General features: G+C 53.6%; 15 protein-coding genes. 5 read left to right on the top strand and 10 right to left on the bottom strand.

Annotated features, from left to right (window positions below; genetic code table 11):
• The first annotated feature begins 123 nt into the window (after positions 1-123).
• Together ACFE8Q_RS24650 and ACFE8Q_RS24645 are read left to right on the top strand one after the other, a co-directional pair.
• Positions 124-1,656 carry a heparinase II/III family protein gene (locus ACFE8Q_RS24650; protein ID WP_375448109.1) on the top strand — a complete coding sequence of 511 codons (1,533 nt, stop codon included), beginning with the start codon at positions 124-126 and terminating at the stop codon, positions 1,654-1,656.
• On the top strand, positions 1,653-2,858 hold the full coding sequence (locus ACFE8Q_RS24645) for a glycosyltransferase family 4 protein (RefSeq protein ID WP_375448108.1): 1,206 nt from the start codon (positions 1,653-1,655) through the stop codon (positions 2,856-2,858). Before ACFE8Q_RS24650 ends, ACFE8Q_RS24645 begins: the two co-directional genes overlap by 4 nt.
• A 76-nt stretch (positions 2,859-2,934) precedes the next feature.
• Here ACFE8Q_RS24645 and ACFE8Q_RS24640 read toward each other — a convergent pair whose 3' ends face one another.
• Positions 2,935-4,146 (bottom strand): pyridoxal phosphate-dependent aminotransferase, encoded by a 1,212-nt coding sequence (locus ACFE8Q_RS24640; RefSeq protein ID WP_375448107.1) that lies wholly within the window; start codon positions 4,144-4,146, stop codon positions 2,935-2,937.
• A gap of 349 nt (positions 4,147-4,495) precedes the next feature.
• Here ACFE8Q_RS24640 and ACFE8Q_RS24635 point away from each other — a divergent pair, with 349 nt between their 5' ends.
• Complete coding sequence (locus ACFE8Q_RS24635; protein ID WP_375448106.1) at positions 4,496-4,636, top strand: hypothetical protein; 141 nt, start codon at positions 4,496-4,498, stop codon at positions 4,634-4,636.
• Positions 4,637-4,652: 16 nt separating this feature from the next.
• Here the strand turns inward: ACFE8Q_RS24635 and ACFE8Q_RS24630 are convergent, their stop codons facing one another.
• Entirely contained in the window at positions 4,653-5,708 is a 1,056-nt protein-coding gene (locus ACFE8Q_RS24630) for an AAA family ATPase (RefSeq protein WP_375448105.1), read from the bottom strand.
• A 6-nt stretch (positions 5,709-5,714) separates the two neighbouring features.
• Positions 5,715-6,635, bottom strand: coding sequence for a PorP/SprF family type IX secretion system membrane protein (locus ACFE8Q_RS24625; protein ID WP_375448104.1), 921 nt, complete (start codon positions 6,633-6,635; stop codon positions 5,715-5,717).
• A 261-nt stretch (positions 6,636-6,896) separates the two neighbouring features.
• On the opposite strand from ACFE8Q_RS24625, the gene ACFE8Q_RS24620 reads away from it, so the two are divergent.
• Positions 6,897-7,925: a sugar kinase gene (locus ACFE8Q_RS24620; RefSeq protein ID WP_375448103.1), complete on the top strand. Its 1,029-nt coding sequence runs from the start codon at positions 6,897-6,899 to the stop codon at positions 7,923-7,925.
• Positions 7,926-7,942: 17 nt separating this feature from the next.
• Positions 7,943-8,590 carry a bifunctional 4-hydroxy-2-oxoglutarate aldolase/2-dehydro-3-deoxy-phosphogluconate aldolase gene (locus tag ACFE8Q_RS24615; RefSeq protein WP_375448102.1) on the top strand — a complete coding sequence of 216 codons (648 nt, stop codon included), beginning with the start codon at positions 7,943-7,945 and terminating at the stop codon, positions 8,588-8,590.
• A gap of 77 nt (positions 8,591-8,667) precedes the next feature.
• Here the strand turns inward: ACFE8Q_RS24615 and ACFE8Q_RS24610 are convergent, their stop codons facing one another.
• The 7 genes from ACFE8Q_RS24610 to ACFE8Q_RS24580 all read right to left on the bottom strand — a co-directional run bounded on the left by ACFE8Q_RS24610 (position 8,668) and on the right by ACFE8Q_RS24580 (position 18,943).
• Positions 8,668-9,735, bottom strand: a complete 1,068-nt coding sequence (locus ACFE8Q_RS24610; protein WP_375448101.1) for an alpha/beta hydrolase family protein — start codon at positions 9,733-9,735, stop codon at positions 8,668-8,670.
• 126 nt (positions 9,736-9,861) lie between these two features.
• The gene (locus tag ACFE8Q_RS24605) at positions 9,862-11,442 is read right to left on the bottom strand and encodes a serine hydrolase (RefSeq protein ID WP_375448100.1); all 1,581 of its coding nucleotides are present in this window, start codon (positions 11,440-11,442) and stop codon (positions 9,862-9,864) included.
• Positions 11,443-11,811: 369 nt separating this feature from the next.
• Positions 11,812-12,675: an ester cyclase gene (locus tag ACFE8Q_RS24600; protein WP_375448099.1), complete on the bottom strand. Its 864-nt coding sequence runs from the start codon at positions 12,673-12,675 to the stop codon at positions 11,812-11,814.
• A gap of 197 nt (positions 12,676-12,872) precedes the next feature.
• Positions 12,873-13,724, bottom strand: a complete 852-nt coding sequence (locus ACFE8Q_RS24595; RefSeq protein WP_375448098.1) for a hypothetical protein — start codon at positions 13,722-13,724, stop codon at positions 12,873-12,875.
• Between the two features lie 36 nt (positions 13,725-13,760).
• Positions 13,761-13,898 (bottom strand): hypothetical protein, encoded by a 138-nt coding sequence (locus ACFE8Q_RS24590; RefSeq protein ID WP_375448097.1) that lies wholly within the window; start codon positions 13,896-13,898, stop codon positions 13,761-13,763.
• A gap of 64 nt (positions 13,899-13,962) precedes the next feature.
• Positions 13,963-16,407, bottom strand: coding sequence for a TonB-dependent receptor domain-containing protein (locus tag ACFE8Q_RS24585; RefSeq protein ID WP_375448096.1), 2,445 nt, complete (start codon positions 16,405-16,407; stop codon positions 13,963-13,965).
• Positions 16,408-16,483: 76 nt separating this feature from the next.
• Positions 16,484-18,943, bottom strand: coding sequence for a TonB-dependent receptor domain-containing protein (locus tag ACFE8Q_RS24580; protein WP_375448095.1), 2,460 nt, complete (start codon positions 18,941-18,943; stop codon positions 16,484-16,486).
• Positions 18,944-19,152 lie beyond the last annotated feature (209 nt).

Below are 19,152 nucleotides of genomic sequence, written 5' to 3'. Positions count from 1 at the left end.
TACGAACGGTGGATTTGGTATGGGCGAACGGCGTCGCTACATACGTATTGAACGGAAATCTGTTGGTGACCAGAAAACAAATCACAGTGTCTAAAAGCTCAATTAATAATTGATAATTGATAATTGGCTACCCTCGGACTATACTGGCGTACCCTTCGACACCTGACTCCCCGGCAGGTGATATACCAGGTATGGAATCGCCTGCGCAGTCGGCCACGCCTGCAATGGGGCGGTGGCGACCCTGCCGGTAACGTACCTGGCATTCCCTTTCCGGTCACCTTTACCTTCCTGAATCAATCGGTTACCTTCACGGATCGGATCGACTGGAACTATGCTGCCAATGGTAAGCTCTGGACCTATACCCTCAATTATTTTGAGCAGTTGAACGAGTCGGAGTACGGGCTGGCGCTTATCCATGACTTCATTCGGCAGACAGACGCGCTCGTTGATGGGCTGGAGCCTTATCCAACTTCGCTTCGCGTCTTGAACTGGCGGGCATTTCTGCTGCACGACACCATTCGCGACTCGGTTATCGAACGTCACCTGTACGCACAGACAGCCCTGCTCCACTCCCGGCTGGAATACCACCTTGGTGGCAATCACCTCCTCGAAAACGCCTGTGCGCTGACCATCATGGCCATTCACTTTCAGCATAGGCTTTGGTTTTTCGAGGGTATCAACCTGCTACGGGCTCAACTCGATGAGCAGATTCTGCAAGACGGGGGTCATTATGAACGCAGTCCGGTATATCACCAACTCCTGACCGACCGCCTCCTCGACGTTTATTCGGTCCTGATGAGCAACCGGTGGGTGAACGACCAGAATCTGATCAGGTACGTTCAGGAAAAGACCGCCGCCATGCTGGACTGGCTTGTTTCCGTGACGTTTCGCGACGGGTCGGTGCCGATGGTCAATGATGCTGCTTATGGCGTTGCCCCCACCACGGCCGAGCTCCTGGACAAAGCCAAGACACTGAATTTCAGACCAGTACCTGCATTATTAAGCGATAGTGGCTACCGGATGTTGACTACGCCACGCTTTGAGCTGTTTATCGACGTTGGTCCGGTCGGGCCAGCTCATCAACCGGGGCATGCTCATGCGGATACGTTCTCGTTTGTGCTGCATGTAGATGGTAAACCCTTTGTGGTTGATCCGGGTACGTCGACCTACCAGATTGGTGAACAACGTAGCTGGGAACGAAGTACGGCCGCACACAACACTGTAACTGTAGCAGACAAAAATTCGTCGGAAGTATGGAGTGGTTTTCGGGTTGGCCGGCGGGCTCAGGTACGTATCCTTGTGGACACGCCGCACTGTGTAGAGGCAGTTCACGACGGCTACGCACACCTGGGCGAATACCATACCCGCCAGTGGAAATTTGTCGATGATGCTACGCTCAGTATATATGATAGCTTTTACAACAATAATTTAACGAAGAAATCCAATCTCTATTTCGACCATTGTATATCTTTGACGACTCAGCAAAATGTCGTCAAATCAATGGATTGTGATATTCTTTTCATGAACGAGCAGGCGCTAAGTGTTAACTTATCCAACTATAACCAGGCCGTCGGTTTCAACTTTACTCGTCTTGCTTCCCGAGTAACACTTGACATTTCCACCGCACTGACGGCCCTTTTTACGGCCCGCTTGTGAATATACTTTTACTGACTTACTATTTTTCGCCAGATCTGAGTGCGGGATCATTCCGCAATACGCCGTTGGCTTATGAGCTGGCGCGGCAACTTGGCGAAACAGGTACGGTTCATGTCGTTACTACGCAACCAAACCGATACCAGTCGTTTCGGGCTGAAGCGGCGGCCGAGGAGCAACACGGCAACCTCCGTATTAATCGTATCTCGGTACCAGCCCACACAAGCGGGTTTGTCGATCAGATTCGCTCCTATGTTCACTTTTACCGTCAGGCATATGCGTTAACCCGCAACGGCACCTACGACGTAGTGGTAGCTTCCTCGTCCCGCCTGTTCTCCGCTTTTCTGGGTGCGCAACTAGCCAGGCAACGAAAAATCCCCTTAGTGCTGGACATACGCGATCTGTTCCGGGAAAACATTCTGGAGCTCCTCAGGAACCCAATTGCTAAACTGGTCTTATCGCCCACCTTAAAGTCGGTTGAACGTTATACCTTCGGATATGCCCGCCATATTAACATGGTTTCGGAAGGCTTCGACGATTACTTCGCTGACTATCAACAAGCTACATACAGCCATTTCACCAACGGGATCGACGATTATTTTCTAAACATCCCCCCTACGCCGACTTCCGCTGAGCCGCCTATCCAGCGTACCATCCTGTATGCCGGTAATATTGGTGAGGGGCAGGGTCTTGAAAAAATCATTCCAGCTACTGCCCGGCTGCTTGGCCCAACCTACCGGTTTGTTGTCATCGGTGATGGTGGCACTAAAAATCGCCTCGAAAAAGCAGTGGCCGAAGCAGGCTTGAACAACGTGGCTATTCGTCCGCCGGTCAATCGGGCTACATTGCTCACCGAATACAAACAGGCCGACTATCTATTTATGCACCTCAACAATTTGGCGGCCTTTGAGCGGTGCTTACCATCGAAGCTGTTTGAGTATGCCGCCACCGACAAACCCGTGCTGGCTGGTGTGGCGGGCTACGCAGCCCAGTTTGTTAACCGGCACGTACCGAACAGTTTTGTTTTCACCCCCGGCGACTCGGCCTCCCTGGCAACGTACCTGTTGACAATACCGTACCAGAATACGGTTCGCACTGAATTTATCAACCAGTTCCGGCGCGAGACAATTATTCACTCACTAGCCGGGCAGATTTTAAAAACAGCCGGTTTTGTACAGGCTCCAGTTGCAGCCGATAGCTATTAACGGGGCGATAAGTAATTGGGTAATTACTAACGCCTGGCTTTTTTGACGGGCCGGGCGTCAGCAATTACTACTTCCGCTACTTCCTTCGGCTCCCCAGGAATGCTTCGATGCGGTTTAGAGCCAGCGTCATCTCATCGACGGTTGGCAAGCAGACAATGCGAAAATGGTCGGGTGTGGTGAAGTTAAATCCCTGACCAGCCACCACCAGTACCTTCTGCTCGACCAGTAGATCGTAGACAAACTCGTTGTCATCTGCGATGTTGAACTGGCTCAGGTCAATTTTCGGGAAAATGTACAGAGCGCCTTTTGGCTTCACACACGTGATGCCCGGAATAGCGACCATCCGGTCATAGGCCAGCATAATTTGCCGGTATAGCCGCCCGGCAGGAATAACCAGGTCGTGGATACTCTGGTAGCCGCCCAGTGCCGTTTGAATCGCGTATTGCGTAGGTACGTTGGCGCACAAACGTAAACTGGCCAGTAACGTCAGCCCTTCGATATATGATTTGGCCTTGTGCTTGGCCCCCGTCATCACCAGCCAGCCACCCCGAAAACCAGCCGCCCGGTAGTTTTTCGATAGGCCATTCATGGTGATACACAACGTGTCATGAACAAAGCGGGCCATTGGATGATGTATGGCACCGTCGTACAGGATTTTGTCGTAAATCTCGTCGGCAAAGACAATTAGCTGGTGCTTCTCGGCGATCCGCGCTATTCCTTCCAGCACTGTTTTGTCGTAAACGGCCCCGGTTGGGTTATTGGGATTAATAAGCACAACTGCGCGCGTCCGGTTAGTTATTTTGCTTTCCAGATCGGCAAGGTCAGGGTTCCAGCCAGCCGCTTCGTCGCAGACGTAGTGAACGGGTTTACCACCGCAAAGTGCCACCGATGTTGTCCAGAGCGGATAATCGGGCGAGGGCACCAGCACTTCGTCGCCTTCGTTGATTAGCGCCTGCATCGACAGCAGGATCAATTCACTAACGCCATTCCCAATGTAGATGTCGTTGATGGTAACACCGGGCAAGCCCAGGTTCTGGGTGTAATGCATCACCGCCTTACGAGCCGCAAACAAGCCACGCGAATCAGCATAGCCCTGCGCATTGCGGATGTTCAGGATAACGTCGTGGACAATCTCATCGGGCGTATCGAAGCCAAATGCCGCCGGATTACCAATATTCAGGCTAATGATTTTATAGCCCTGGCTCTCTAACTCCAGCGACTTTTCATAAACCGGTCCCCGAATATCATATTTGAGATGTGTGAGCCGGTCTGATTTGCGAATTTCCATCTTAAAAAAAAGACATAACCCTCGTGGGCCATGTCGAAGGTGCAAAGGTAGCGGTTTTTGAGGGCGCAACGCCTTATTTACCTTGCTCTTCCAGTGGAATCACCGCTTTTCCGGCCGCAGAAAGGCAGCCTGATAGCGGCGGAGTTGGTCTTATAACCGCTAATTAAGGCTAAACGAGAGTGTGAGTCGTGGTTTTGCAAAAATCATACCAACAATACAGCAGCCCTCCTATTCAGGCCAATAATTAGCCTATACCGAGTTTAGCACTATCTAACGAGCATTTGATTTATTAAGGTAGTCATACTCTTACCGCTCAATTGACTGGCCCAATAGTTGCAGGAAACCCGGCATGTACTGGAACTCAAATTCGACCACATACGTGCCTTCCTGGGAGGTAGCCTCTACACTTCAGGCACAACAGGTATCCGCTGGCGCTGGCTGGGTACTGACGGTAACGGTGCCGCCACTGATTCCGTCAACGGCCCATTAAGTGCCCGTCAATGGGTTTAGAAACCCACTTTTGAACTGCTCTCCGTACGCTCACCAGAGATGGTTTGCCCTTCAACATTGAAAATATCAGCGAGCGTCATTGGGTCGTTCGTATGTAAATCGCTGCCCAGGCTTGCCAGCAGGGCATTTGCTTTAGGAGCCGCCAGTTTGCCAAACGCATAATCGATCATCAATCGGCCCTTCCGAAGCAACGCTTTATCGAGCAGGCTTTTGTTGGCGTTGAACGTAGCAATGATCTGAATATGAAGACAATCGGCCAGAAGGCCATCAGTCAGGTTCAGAATATTGGAAACGCTGTTTGTGTCCCCACCCGCTTCACGAGCCTGCAAGATTCGCTCGGCATCTTCGATCAACAGTACGGAATCACGTTGCTCGAGCAGAAACGGAATCAGATCGGGCGACGTGAGGAAGTTGGTCATGTAGGGCGGTAGAATCAGCATGTTCTTCCGCACCTGTGAACTGAGGTACTTGATATAGGTGGTTTTGCCGGTGCCCGGTTCGCCATGCAGCAGGATCAGCCCTTTGTATTTGGGTTTGTTCAACAGCGACACCAGCCGTTCGTGCACGTCAGGGAAACCATCGTTATAGTATAATTCCAGGTCAATCTGCGGCGGTTCGATCTCCACGCGCTCGGTATGCAAGCCACCCAGCCCGCTCTGGATAAGGTAAATATTGGTTTGTTCGGGCTCCTGCTCGCAGATCAGGCTCTCGATACCACCCAGACAGGCCTGCAAGGCATCGGCATCCCGATAAAAACCAGAAAACCGGCAGTACGAATCCCACATAAACTCACCGTTGAGCATGACGCCGTTTGGATGGGTATAGATGCGTTCGTTCGTGCGCAGACCATCTTTAGTTAACCGCATCGACTGATTGATGACGGTGAAACCACGCGCCAACAGCCAGTCGTGCAGGTCTGTTTTATAGTCTTCGTGCGTGAAGAGGTAATTCGGATACTCTCCGTAGGTCTGCACGAAATGAGCCGCCAGCGGAAACTCGCGATCTAAATCGTGGGTAATAAAGAGGTCCTGAATAACGCGTTGATTGGGCATACGGGGCTAAAAGTACGAAAACTTGAGTGTATTGGGATTAGGCGTATACCTAAAAACGAGTTCATGCATGGTTCGCTGAAAGGCGGTCAATGGGGCTTCGGGGGCAATTGAGTTATAAAGGTAACCCAGTCTTACGTTTCCTGAGAGTTGATACTCCAGCGTTCCCTGCACATAGTTGAAAGTGCCATTCGTAAAGGTATTATTCTGTCGGACCGACACGCCCAGCGCGGCGCGGTTGGCGTACCAAAGCCGTGCGTTCAGGTCAACGGCCAGCGGTTCGGACCCCGACCGCGAGAGTACCACCGACGGGATCAGTTTAAAGTCTTCGGCTACATCGATCTTGCCGCCACCCTGTACGTAAATCGGTTGCCGGTACAGAAATCCACCCAGCCCAAACGCCTTGCTGTTGAGTTCAGGAGCCGAAATACCCGCGAAAAACGTAGCCGCATCGTAGTACATGCCTACTCCGTAGCTCAGCAAAGCACTGCTTCCGCCCAGGTTCGTTCCGGTGCCAACGATGGGCAGAATATTGACGCCGCCCTGCACGCCGAAAAACAACCGGGCCAGATTGGGCAGGTCGACGCGGTAGGAAAGGTTACTGGACAGGCCCACGTTACCGAGCGTACTGTTTCGGTCGTTGAGTACCTGAAAACCCAGCCCGAAGTGGCCGGTACCCAGTTGCCCATCGGCGGCGAAGGTCTGGGTAATGGGCGTAGCAATCTGTTGCGCATTCTGGCTCAGGAAACTAAACAACCGCCCCCGGAAAGCCAGTGTCATGCTGAAATCTTCACGCACACCCGCAAAAGCCGGGTTGATAGCCATCGGATTTACGAGGTATTGGGAGTACAGGACCTCTTTCTGAGCCAGAAGAGGCAACCAACTGACTGATAAACAAGCAGCCAGCAGAAAACGGGTAGAGCGATGCATTTGCCAGGGGTTACAACAGCCGCAAGTTGCCCCATACAGACCGTTTTTCCAATCATGGACCATCACTCAGGTACGTTATCCCGATTTCTATGGCTCCAGTTACGTTCCGGTAGGCAACTGTATGCTAGTGTGACCAATCCGGTTGGTTAAATTAGCAGCCACTTAGGCTTTCCATATGTATTGCCCTGGCCTGGCACCCGTCAGGGCGGAACGGTCCGCCACTGCCGGGATATGCCTGTGCTCATGGCTCACTCCTGTCTTATGTCTACAATTTGTTGTTTTGGTGAAGTGTTATTGCGGTTTTCCCCCCTGGCAAACGGCGGCTGGATTCAGCAGTCGGTGATGCCTGTTTATGTGGGGGGAGCCGAGCTGAACGTGGCGATGGCTCTGGCCAACTGGAACGTACCTGTCCGATATTGCACCGGCGTGCCGGAGAATGCCCTGGCCCGCGACATTACCGAGTACCTCACCAAACGGGGCGTTGATCCGTCGGGCCTGCTGTTGACCAAACCCGGCCAAACGGCGGGTAACCGCATCGGCACGTATTACCTGCCCCAGGGAAGCGACCTGAAAAACGCGGGTGTCATCTACGACCGGGCCGGGTCTGCGTTCGCCGAAATGAAACCGGGCGAAACCGATTGGGAGCCCATCCTCGACGGAGTGACCCGTCTGCACATCAGCGCCATCAGCCCGGCCCTGAGCGCCCAGGCAGCGGAGGTGTGCCGCGAATTGCTGGCTATCGCGTCAGACAAAGGCATCTCGATCTCGATCGACCTGAATTACCGCGCCCGCCTCTGGCAATACGGCGTGAAGCCCGTTGACATTATGCCGGCACTGGTTCAATACTGCGATGTGGTGATGGGTAATATCTGGGCGGCCAATACGCTGCTGGGCATCCCGGTGGGCGACCATATCACCGAACAGAGCACGCAGGCCGACTATGTGGCCCATGCTCAGGCGACGTCGGAAGCCATTCAGGCTCGTTTTCCACGTTGCAAAGTGGTTGCCAATACCTTCCGGTTCAGCAAAAAACCGACGGGGATTCACTATTATACGACCCTCTTTACCAACGAAAAATCGTATGTATCGCCTGTTTATGAAGCAGATACGGTCATTGACCAGATTGGCAGCGGCGACTGTTTCATGGCCGGTCTGCTCTACGGGCTTTACAATGAACATCAGCCTCAGGACATCCTGAATTTCGCCACTGCTGCCGCTTTCGGCAAACTGAGCGAAGTTGGCGACGACACCAAACAAACTGTAGCCGACGTATTGGCAATCACAGCTTAACTACCTAAATAGTACTTATGTCTCCTTTCCTCCAGAATCTAGCCGATCACCCACTCGTACCGGTTTTCTACCATGCCGACGCGGCTCACGCCATTTCGATCGTAAAGGCTTGCTACGACGGCGGCATGCGCGTATTTGAATTCACCAACCGGGGTGCTGCTGCCCTACCCGTTTTCACCGAACTGGCTGGGTACGTTGCCGAGCACTGCCCCGGCCTGTCGCTGGGCATTGGCACCATCCTGACCGCCGCCGATACCGAGCGATTCATCGATGCGGGTGCCAATTTTGTGGTTCAGCCCGTCATGACCGCCGAAGTGGGTAACGTATGCCGGACGCGTGGCCTGCCGTGGATACCAGCCGGGGCAACGTTGACCGAAATCTACCAGGCTACTCAGTTGGGTGCCGAAGTGGTGAAGGTATTTCCGGGTAACGTGCTGGGGCCAGGTTTCGTCAAAGCCGTGAAAGGCCCGATGCCGTGGCTTAACCTGATGGTGACAGGCGGCGTAGAACCCACCGCCGACAGCCTGAAGACCTGGTTTGGCGCGGGCGTAACGGCTGTGGGCCTTGGCTCACAATTGTTTACCGGCGACACCACCAACACCGACGCCCTCCGCGACCGGGTAGCGACGCTGGTTCAGCTTGTTGCCGATCTGAAAGCCAACTAATAAGCGGGCAGAACTCCTTGACTGGCATCTGGTACAGCTCAACGAATAAACCAGCGAGCATAGTACGTGATGCCGGCCTACGGTTTCAACCACTTCACCAGCCAGTCTACGGCGACCTGAAGAGCAACCGGCGTGACAGCATGGCCAGTGTTTTGCTGGATGTATACCTGTAGCTTTTCATCCGCAGCAGCCTTGTGATAGGCCAGTTTGGCCGGTGTCATACACTCATCTACACCAGGTAAGGGTGTTCGGTCGTCGGCATCGCCGTTGATAACCAGTAGCGGGCGGGGGGTTATGAGCGGTACCATCGCCGGCCCATCAAACCGGGTGTAGATGCCCGGCGCTACACGGTCGTAAAAGGAACGCACAAAGGCGGCATCGACCTTGCTTAGGCCTGCCTCTTTTGCGGCACCGTCAACGGCAGCCTGGAACGTACCTACGCGCGACATCCAACGGTCGTTATCCAATGCCCAGCGAAAGCTCTGCACGCCAATCATGGGCACCGCCACCGCAATACGTGGGTCAACGGCGGCGGCCAGGTACGTTTCCATACCGCCTTTCGAGAAGCCAATCACCGCAATACGAGCCGGGTCTACGTCGGGGCGGCTTTCCAGATAGTCGATGAGCCGCAGTACATCCCAGACAGTATCGTAGAGAAAGGGATGCCCCTGTCCGGTATGGTACGTTTCCAGCATGGCCGCTACGTATTGGGCCGATCCCGTTCCGGTTTTCCGCTCACCGTGGTACCGGCCGTCGATGGCAACAGCGACAAAACCCTGAACCGCCAGCCTGTTCAACAGGCTCAGTTGTCCCTCTTTCGTTCCACCCGTTCCGTGCAGCACCACAACAGCGGGTCGACGACCATGATCGGCCGGTTTGAGGAGAATACCCGGAACGCGCTGGTCCTTTTCGCTGGAGTACGTAATGTACTCCTGCCTCAACCCCTCTGAATTAGGTACGTCTTTGACCAATGGAGCGAGTGACACTCGTGGTCGGTCAATCATGCGCAGAAAGGCCGTGCGGGTTTGTGCGGGCGAAGGCCCTGATCCGACTCCTTCCTGCGCTATTCCGTTGAAAGCGAACAGGATTGGGAAGACCATCAATACAAGATTACGGCTGTTAATTCGCCTGATTGAAGAACGCATAGGGCTTTGCTGATTAACGTGAAGTGGGGTTACTGCGCTCCGTTGATGGCTACCAACCGACGCATGGGCTGGCGTTGCCAGTGTATCGGGCTGCGCTACACCTATTTGAGCGGGCCAAACTGGCCCTTAGTTCGTCACCCGTTGCAGGTCCAGGTCCTGAAAGTCGAAGCTGAAGTCGGTGAGGGGTGAGATGGGTTTCATCTTGATGGCGGTGGGCTTCATGGTGTCATCGACCGAAAAAGTAACGTAAGCATCGGCGTCGAGGCTACGGTTGTTCCACTTCACCACGAAGGTGTTACCCTTGTAATAAAACAACTCGCCCGTTAGCTTGGGCGCCCGTACCGACCGGAACCAGGTACGTCCCCCCTGCTGACTAAGCACGACATCGCCAAACCAGCGGTCGCGATACGTACCGGCATAAGTCGCGAAATCGACTTTCGTGGTGGTGGCTTTCTGTTCCTTTTCAATGCCCGTCCATATGTCTTTGGTAATTTTATCCGCTTCCTGCTGACCACTTTTCGCCCGGTCACCGTAGCGGGTAACCCAATCTGTCGACGGCAGGCCCAGGTAGCTGTCTTTGATGGTGTTGGTAATCGAGTAAAACGCCCCACCCGACTGCTGGTTAGTAAATACGATGATACCCAACTGAAGCTCAGGCAGTAACGTCACCTGCGTTACCATACCAGCCAGGCCACCCGTATGCGTCACCTGCTTCAGGCCTTTTACATCCGACAGAAACCAGCCCAGGCCATAGGCCGAAAAGTGGGTATTGTACGGTGGCGTCGGCGTAGGACCAACCGGCAGAATAGTTTGCGCGCTCCACATCTCGGCGTGGACTTTCTCGCTAAACAGCCTCTTGCTTCCATTGTCGCCATACTTGCCTCTGTTGAGTTGGGCGATCACCCATTTGCTCATATCGGCCACGCTCGAATTAATCCCACCGGCCGAGTAGCCAAACCGCATGATGTCGCGGTCGATGACCTGCACCTTGCCGTTGACGGGTGCATGAGCGTCGATGACGTTTACTTTGTCGGCCAGTCGTTCGTAGTAGCCTGCGCTCCGGTTCATTTGCAGCGGTTTCATGATCCGTTCTTCCACAAATTCCGACCAGGTTTTACCGCTAACCCGCTCAATAACCTCGCCCGCGACCATGTAGAGCAGGTTATCATAATCATACTTCGTTCGGAAGCCCGAAACTGGTTTCAGATAGCGCAGATTATGGATAATATCGTTCATGGTGAAATTGCTGGAATCGGGCCAGAACATCAGATCACCCGCGCCGAGGCCGAGTCCGCTGCGGTGAGTGAGCAAATCGCGGATGGTAAACTCTTCGGTTACGTAGGCATTATACATCCTGAATTCAGGTATGTAGTCGATCACCTTATCATCCCAGGTCAGTTTGCCTTCGTCCATGAGTATACCGAGGGCAGCAGCGGTGAAGGCTTTGCTGTTGGATGCAATTCCGAAGGCAGTGTTTTCGTCTACCGGCTGCCGTGTTTTCAGCGAGCGCACACCGTAGCCTTTCGCATGAACAACTTTTCCGTCTTTCACCACGGCCACGGCAATGCCAGGTACGTCGAAAGTGGTTAAGGTCCGCTGCACCAGGTCATCGATCTGCTGAGGCGTGATGACTTGAGTGTAAGCAAAAAACGGAGCGGCATACAGGAGTACACCCATAACGAGAATAGGGAGACAGCGATTTTTCATTATAGCGAAGATGAACGATTAATTGTGAGTAATTTAATGATAATGCCTTGATTCATCGAATTTTGACCCGACAAGCCAAGGCATTATCGCTCGTTTATGCTTCTGCTGTTTTCAACCGTTAAAATCGGTTGACTTATCTACTGAAAAGTGAGTGCCAAGACGTAGCCCAATCCCTATACTACTTCATAGCTAGTAGTCCCTGTGGGTGCTGTTGGTGGCTTGTTGGTATTGATTGGCGACGGCCAGTACAGTAGCCCTCCCAAAGCGCGGGCCGATGATTTGAAGACCAATGGGTAAGCCTTCGGAAGAGAGTCCACAAAGAATGCTGATGGCGAGCCATGGCGAGGAGGTTAACATTGGTAGGCATAACTACCAGTACGAAGCCAATACCGGCAATTCAGTCCCGCAGGAGCAGGTGTTGTCGGCAGCATCCCGACTGGTTACGAACTTGCCACAAGCCTGACATTGCACCGTAGTACTCATCCGAAGGGGAGTACATACGCTATTGAATCCTGTGAATTCTGTCACTTGAGCAATTCCTTTCTGATGCGTTTTCAATCGCATCACACGCCGGGGATGATCGGGGGTTTCCCAAGCCGTAATCGTAAACATTCGGTTACCGAGAATGATGGCCGTAAACCCTAAAAAACCCTCCATCCCCATCATTTCCGTGACTACTTGCCGACTGTAGTCTTTTACCTGCTGTGCCTGTTCGTTGGAACTGGTTTCGAGCCACGTAATTGAAAAAGCACCTGGTGCAATCGGTCGGCTCAAACTGACGCCAATGCTGGTGCCAAACTGAAAGGGTCCAATGGACGTAGGTTGAACAACGACCTGTAATCCGAGCTGCCGCGGTATGGCTCCTGAATCAAAATAGCCCTTCACCGAGCGGATTTTTCCATTTTCTACCTGAATAAAATCAGCACCGGTTAATTCGACGGGCAGGTTGGTCGGTGGCAGACCATTTAGGGAGCCAAAATTGGTGCCATGCATAAGCCATTCCGTAGCCACCCTACCATCTGCTATTTCAGCTATGCTTATGGTTTGAAAGGATAAATTGGGGAAAGCCGCCCATAGCTTTTGGGCGTAGGCTGCGATGGATTCTCCTGTCAATCCCTGACCGGCGGTCGGATCGCTATAGGTGCCTTCGTCGGAAAATGTGGCAAGGAGTGCCTGCGCATCCCGACGATTCCAGGCGTCTGTGTAGGCGTGTATTACCTCGATTGGTTTCATGGACATAGCTGCTTTACAGGTCTTTTTTGGATCACATCGCCAACCAAGCGGGCAGGTAGGTGGTTATCCTGCAAGGCGGCAAAAGACGCCTGAATCGGGTAATCAGAATGATTGACATGATTGGTAAAAGGATCGGAAATAGATTGATAAAAAACCACTCGCTAACCTGCGTCGGCGAGTGGCAACAAGCGGTTTGGTTACTTCGAGGCCTGTACTGGCGGGGTTTTTACGGCAAACTCCTGTAGAAAGTACACCTCTTCCCGAACCATGTTGCGGGTAGCATAAACCTGGCCAATCAGCTTTTGTATATCCTGGCCCGGCATGGCTTTCTGGAAGGCTTCGCCGTAATGAGCATCGCCCATCTCTTTCATGGTCGGGTAAAAATTGACTGTAGCGTAGCTGTAGCCTTTTTCGCTGCCAGCCGGATACAGCAGCGTGGATAGATTCCAGCCCGCAATGTTGTTCATAGCAATGCGCTCTTTGTGTAGGGCTTTCATGCTTTTTTCCATCGCTACGTACTCCGTATACTTGTTGTCTTTCACCTGCATCAGATCCAAAACCCAGACCGGCGATTTATCGGGCGACAATCGTTTTTCAGCAAACACGCCGTCGATGGTTTCCCAGATTTCCATCTTGCCATACGCCTGAATCGCATCGGTGCGCTTGATCAGGTCGGCCCATTTCGTTTTGGCTGCCGCCCCAAACACCTGCGTCAGCACTTTATCGGGGTACGAATTGTCCATCACGCCGAAATCGCTGAACGTTTTGATGGTGATATAATCATACTCTTGGTTATTGGGGTTGGAGGTCAGGATTGACGACAGCATATACCAGCCCGTAATAAAATCGGCATCAGCCTGCGCCTGATGGAGTTTCTTCCATTCGTTTTCAACGGCTCTGGCTTCGGCGAGGGTATGTCCGGCTTTCAGCTTGTGGTAATACACTTCCGAGTAGGACTTGGTGGGTGGAGCCTGGCTATAGCTAACACTGGCGATGAATAGACCCAACACAAGGGCCAGCAGAGTACGGAACAATCGATTCGTTTTCATGGTAAAAAGGGGTTTATATGAATTGAAAAAATGGACTCAGATCAGGAAAACAGACTGGCCAACTGTGTTACCGGCCAGTAAGGGCCGCTTACTTCTTCGCCACTCCGGGCAGAACGACCGTATAGCCAACCTGCTGCCAGCGGCCACGAGCGGGAAGCGGAATAGGCTTTTCATTGGAAAATGGAAGGGGTTAGGGATACGATAAATAAAAACAGGTAAGAAGCTTACCATCATACGGTTAGTTGATCAGTCGTTTGCGCTCTTCGTCAGAGCCCGTCACCCTTGTATTGGCCGCTTTCACGGTCTTACTGCCGAAGGATCGGTTGTAGGTCAGTTGCCACACACGCGGCTCGCTCACAAACGCGGCCCGGTCGCTGAAATTCAACCCGGCAATTGCGCTCTGGATACGGGTAATGTTTCCCCAGAAAATATCTGTTAGGCTCATCCGAAACGTACCCCGCCCGGCTGGCAGCACTTTCTGCAGGCCAATGATCACCTGATTGCGGGCCGAAAACCGATACAGGCCGTTGACACTGGGACCTGTGTAAAACCCGGTTAATTCAGCCGTAAACTGGCGGGGTAATTTGAATGTAAACGTAGTATTGGCCCGAAAAAAAGACACGCGCTGACTGACGGGAACCGTCTGGTATGTACTTACGATGAGTTGATGCAACAGCGTCATGTTCGTCTGGCTTTGCCACCACCGGGTTATCTGCACCGGCAGGCTGACGTTGGCAGAGAGCGTCTGTTGCTGGGCCAGGTTCTCGGCGTAATACGAAATACGATTGGTCGCGGCATCTACATGGGGCTGAATACCCGCAATCGCGTGTTGGTCGTCGCTGTAACGGACCGAAAACACGTAGGCATCCTTAAACGTGTAGCTCCCCTGAACGGCATCGGAGATCGTGGGCAGCAGCGCCGGGTTGCCCGACGCGTAGGTATTGGGGTCGATGAACAGCACAAGCGGGGCGATGTCATCGTAGGTAGGCCGGGTAATTCGCCGACTATACGACAGGTTGACCGAGTGGTTCTTGCTCAGTTTGCGCGACAAAAAGAGGCTCGGAAACCAATTGCCATACCGCCGGTGAACCAGCACCTGACCCTCTACCGTGTTAATGTCGGTTTGGGTGTGTTCGTAGCGCAACCCGGCCTGAAGCGTCGTTTGGGCGGCGAGGGGCTGGTTCAGGCTAACGTACCCAGCCAGAATATCTTCGGCCAGAGTATACCGCTGGGTGAACATAGTGTCCACCTGCCAGCGATTATTGACCAGTTGGTCCAGGGCTACATCATTGCTTAGTCGGCTCATGGTGGCTTTCACTCCTGTTTCTAACCGTCCTTTCTGACCAACAGGCAGTTGGAAATCGGTTTTCAGCACCCACATCTGAATGGGCGTTTCTTTACTGAATCGAAGCTGCTGACGATCCGTTTTGCCCTCCTGAATGGCATAGTTTGTGGTCAGGTAATCGCTGGGGTTGTGGTTGTTGTAATAAAGCCGGTCAATGTCGAGGCTCCACTCCTGCTTGTTTTTGAAGACGTGCCGCAGGTTCATGTTCAGCAACAGATGCTCCCACCGGTTTCGTCGGGTAGCTGCCACAGTGGTCTCACCAACAGGCACATCGCCGCGCTGCAACAGGGTCAGTGTGGGTAAATTGCCCGACCAGTCGTTGCTGAATCCCGCCACCAGCCCATTCAGCGTTGTTTGCGGACTTAGCGTATACTCGATTCCGAGCCGGGCCGTGTTGGTATGCCGAATCGAATACCGGTTCGACACAATATCTGACTGGAGCGCCCCGGTGGTCTGCTGTACCTGCCGGGTATACGAGTACTGGTCCCAGCGATGATCGCGAGCCAGCGAATAACTCCCGTAGAGGTTCACTTTCCGGTTGCGGTGATTGAGCGAAAGCGTGGCCGACGGACGCTCGTACCAGCCGTAGCTCATCGTGGCCGACAGGCTACCATTGGTACCCAGGGCCGTATTTTTCCGGGTAACGATATTAATCAGGCCCGCATCGCCCTCGGCATCATAACGGGCTGGCGGCGTCGTAATCAGTTCGATCTTATCAATATCACTGGCCGTCATCCCCGCCAGCATTTCCATAACCGTTGCTATAGGCAGGCGGGTTAATTTGCCGTTCAGCATCACCATCACCCCGGCTTTACCGCTCATGGTCATACTACCATTCTGCCGGTTTACAGTGATGCCCGGCGATCGTTCCAGTACATCCAGGGCTGTGCCACCCGCCGCCGTGATGCTGTTCTGTACGTTCACAACCAGCCGGTCTACCTGCTGCTCGAACAGCGGTTTCCTGGCTACCACCGTTACTTCATTAAGCGCCTTCGTCGATTCACTCAGGGTCAGTGTCGGTACGGCAGTACGCTCGGCAGTCACTTCAAAAACGATCGACCGCGCCGCTGTATAACCCACCATACTGGCCGCCACAACGTACCTGCCTGCCCGGATACCCGCCAGTTCATACGTCCCCAGTTCATTGGCCAGACCACCTTTGACCAGCGTCGAATCCCTGGCACTTAACAGGGTAAGCGTACAGAAAGGCAGGGCTTTGCCAGCGGCATCGCGGACGTTGCCACGCAGGGTTGTGCGGAATTCAGCAGGTACGTTATCCTGCGCTTGTGCTGCTAGCCCGCCACCGATCAGCAAGCAGAACAGTAGACTGGTTCTCATCGTCATGGTTTACAAAGAGGAGAATAGAATCAACTTTCCAAACTATCATCAACCTAAATAAACTATTGACTATCAATTAATTAGCGCGTTGCATTTCTTCTTCGGCGGCGGTGCGCCGCTGGCGGGCGGCTTTCAGCTTCTGGTTGCCGAACGTGTAGCTCAGGTTCAGCAGAAACAGCCGCGTATCCTGCGTTATCCGAACGTGCTGGATGTTGGTTGGGGTGTTCATCGTGGCAATCGTCCGGTTGGTGTGTAGCAGGTCCTGCCCGCTCAGTTTTACCTTCAGTTTAGCGTTGACGGCCTTTTGCAGCCCCGCATCGACCGACCCCAGCCAGGGCGACGACCAGATCGCGTATACACTGGGCGCACTCACCCGGCCGTTGAGTTCGGCGGTCCAGCCGTTGCCCAGCACAATCGCGCTGGAACTGTTCAGCCGCCCCGAAAACTGGCTCAGTGTCAGCGGCGATTCCTGATAATTGTAGTCGAACTGGTTGTAGAAACCCAACAGTGTGGTCTGCATGGTCCAGCCCTTAGTGATGGTTACGGGGAAGCTGACGGTCAGGTTGTAAGCCTGCGATTTGCCGATATTCTGCACGATGTAATAGACCTTGTTGCCCTCGAGCGGATAGGCCACAATGAATACCAGATCGTTGGTAAAACTGGCTCCCAGCGAGGTAAATACCTTGCTTTTAAAGCCGTGCTTCACTTCCAGCGAGTGCGTGTACTGCGGCCGCAGATACGGGTTCCCTTCCTGAAACGCGTAGGGGTCGACAAACGAGCGCGAGGGGTTAAGGTTCTGGTAGCTGGGGCGGTCGATCCGGTAGCTGTACGAAAGGGCCAGGGTCTGGTCTTTAGCTACGGGCCGTGACACAAACAGGCTGGGAAACCAGTTCAGGTAGTTGCGCTCTACAATTTTTTGTAGCGTTACCGAATTGCCTTCCGAGTGGGTATGCTCGGCCCGAAGGCCCACCTGCACGTCTGTCTGCCCGCCCCACTTTCCCGACAGGCTGACGTACCCGGCATTGACCTGCTCAGTATACTGAAACTGATTCGACCGGCTGGGGTCCAGACTCAGATTCTCGCCCATTCCCGTAAATACGGTTAAGTTGTTATCTGTTTTTACAGAGGTGCTCTTCACGCCCAGTTCCAGCTTCCACTTGTTGGGAAGCATGCGGCTGTAGTCTGCCTTGGCCGACCGAATATCGACCGTGGTTGGCATCCGGTTATCAAGGGCCGTCAGCGAATTGGTATTGGCGGTTGCGCCAGTGGTGGTGGCAGTGAGCAGGCTGTTGGAAAACTCGCGCCGGTAGTGCCCCATATCAAGGTCGGCGTTGAGTTGTCCGTTCGTGCTTTTCCCGTCTTTTGTGCTGAACGTGTGCTGAACATTGAGGTTGACTAGCTGATTACTCGCGTCGGTAAGCTGGGTTTTAGCCGTTTCTGTTTGCAGGTAGACGGGCTGGTCGCTTCCCCGACGAAACTGGGCGGTGGCCGGCCCGCGCTGATCGTTGCTATTCCAGAACGCCGTCCAGACCAGGCCGACTGTCGTGTTTTTAGTCGGCATATAGTCCAGACCTGCCTTAGCATTCTGCCCCATATCCCGGAATACCAGGTACGTATCCTGCCCAACGAAGCTGCGTTTGGTCAGGTCAACGGCGGTTCCTGTTCCATCGCCCTGGGCGGGCTGGTCACGGTCGGTGATGAAGTTCCAGTAATTTCCGCCCCGGTTGAGGCCGTAGCTGCCAAACAGATTCACTTTGGATTCGCGGTGATTCAGTTGCAGACTGGCCCGTTCCCGATCAAACCGGCCCGAACCACCTGTGATCGAGGCAGAGCCATTGGTGCCGACATTGTTGTTTTTCTTAAGCCGGATGTTGATAATACCCGAATTGCCCGATGCGTCGTAGCGGGCACCGGGGTTGGTGATCAGGTCAATTTTATCGATGTTGTCACTCGGCATGTTCTTCAGCAGGTTCACCACATCCTGCATCGACAGGTACGTCTGCTTACCGTCGATCTGAACGATTACGCCGTCTTTACCCCGAAGCTGAAGGGCATCGTTCTGCCGGTCGACGGTAACGCCGGGCGCTTTTTCCAGTACTTCGAGGGCGGTGCTGCCAGTGCCGATTATGCTGCCCGCCACGTTGATCACCGTCCGGTCGGCTTCCTGCTCCACAAACGGCCTTTTGGCGGCTACCGTCACTTCGTTGAGCGTTTTGGTTGATTCGCTCAGGGCCAGGGCAGGTACTTCGACTGGTATGGCCATGACCTCAAATACAGCCGATTTTGCCGATTTGTAGCCGATCGAACTGGCCGCGATAACGTACCTGCCGGGGCGGATACCCGTCAGTTCATACGTACCTGACTCGCCGCTCAGGGCCCCTTTGGCCAGGCTGGAGTCTTTGGCGTTGAGCAGGGCAATGCTGGCAAAAGGCAGAGGCTTACCCCCGCCATTTCGAACCGAACCCGTCAGGGTTGTCTGGGCAGCGGCAGAGCCAATGGCAAGGAGGATTACAACGTAGGTGTAGAGTAGCTTCATAGTGCATGTTCATGTGTAGAGGAATGGTGTACAGCCTGTTAAGACTGATGTACAATATTCCGTCATGCAGCGTGAACAGCCTGTTGATTTTGAGCCAAATCCTGTCGATTTTGGGACAGCACCTACCGATCAGTAAATTATAGTAAGCCGTACTGTCACAGCGTCAATTTTCTGCCCGCCTGAGGCGGGTGAATTGGCCAGCCTGAGTC

This window comes from uncultured Fibrella sp., assembly GCF_964250085.1.
Taxonomy (GTDB): Bacteria; Bacteroidota; Bacteroidia; order Cytophagales; family Spirosomataceae; genus Fibrella.
Note: the sequence above shows the minus strand (reverse complement) of the source record. Positions and strands in the feature narration are given on the sequence as shown.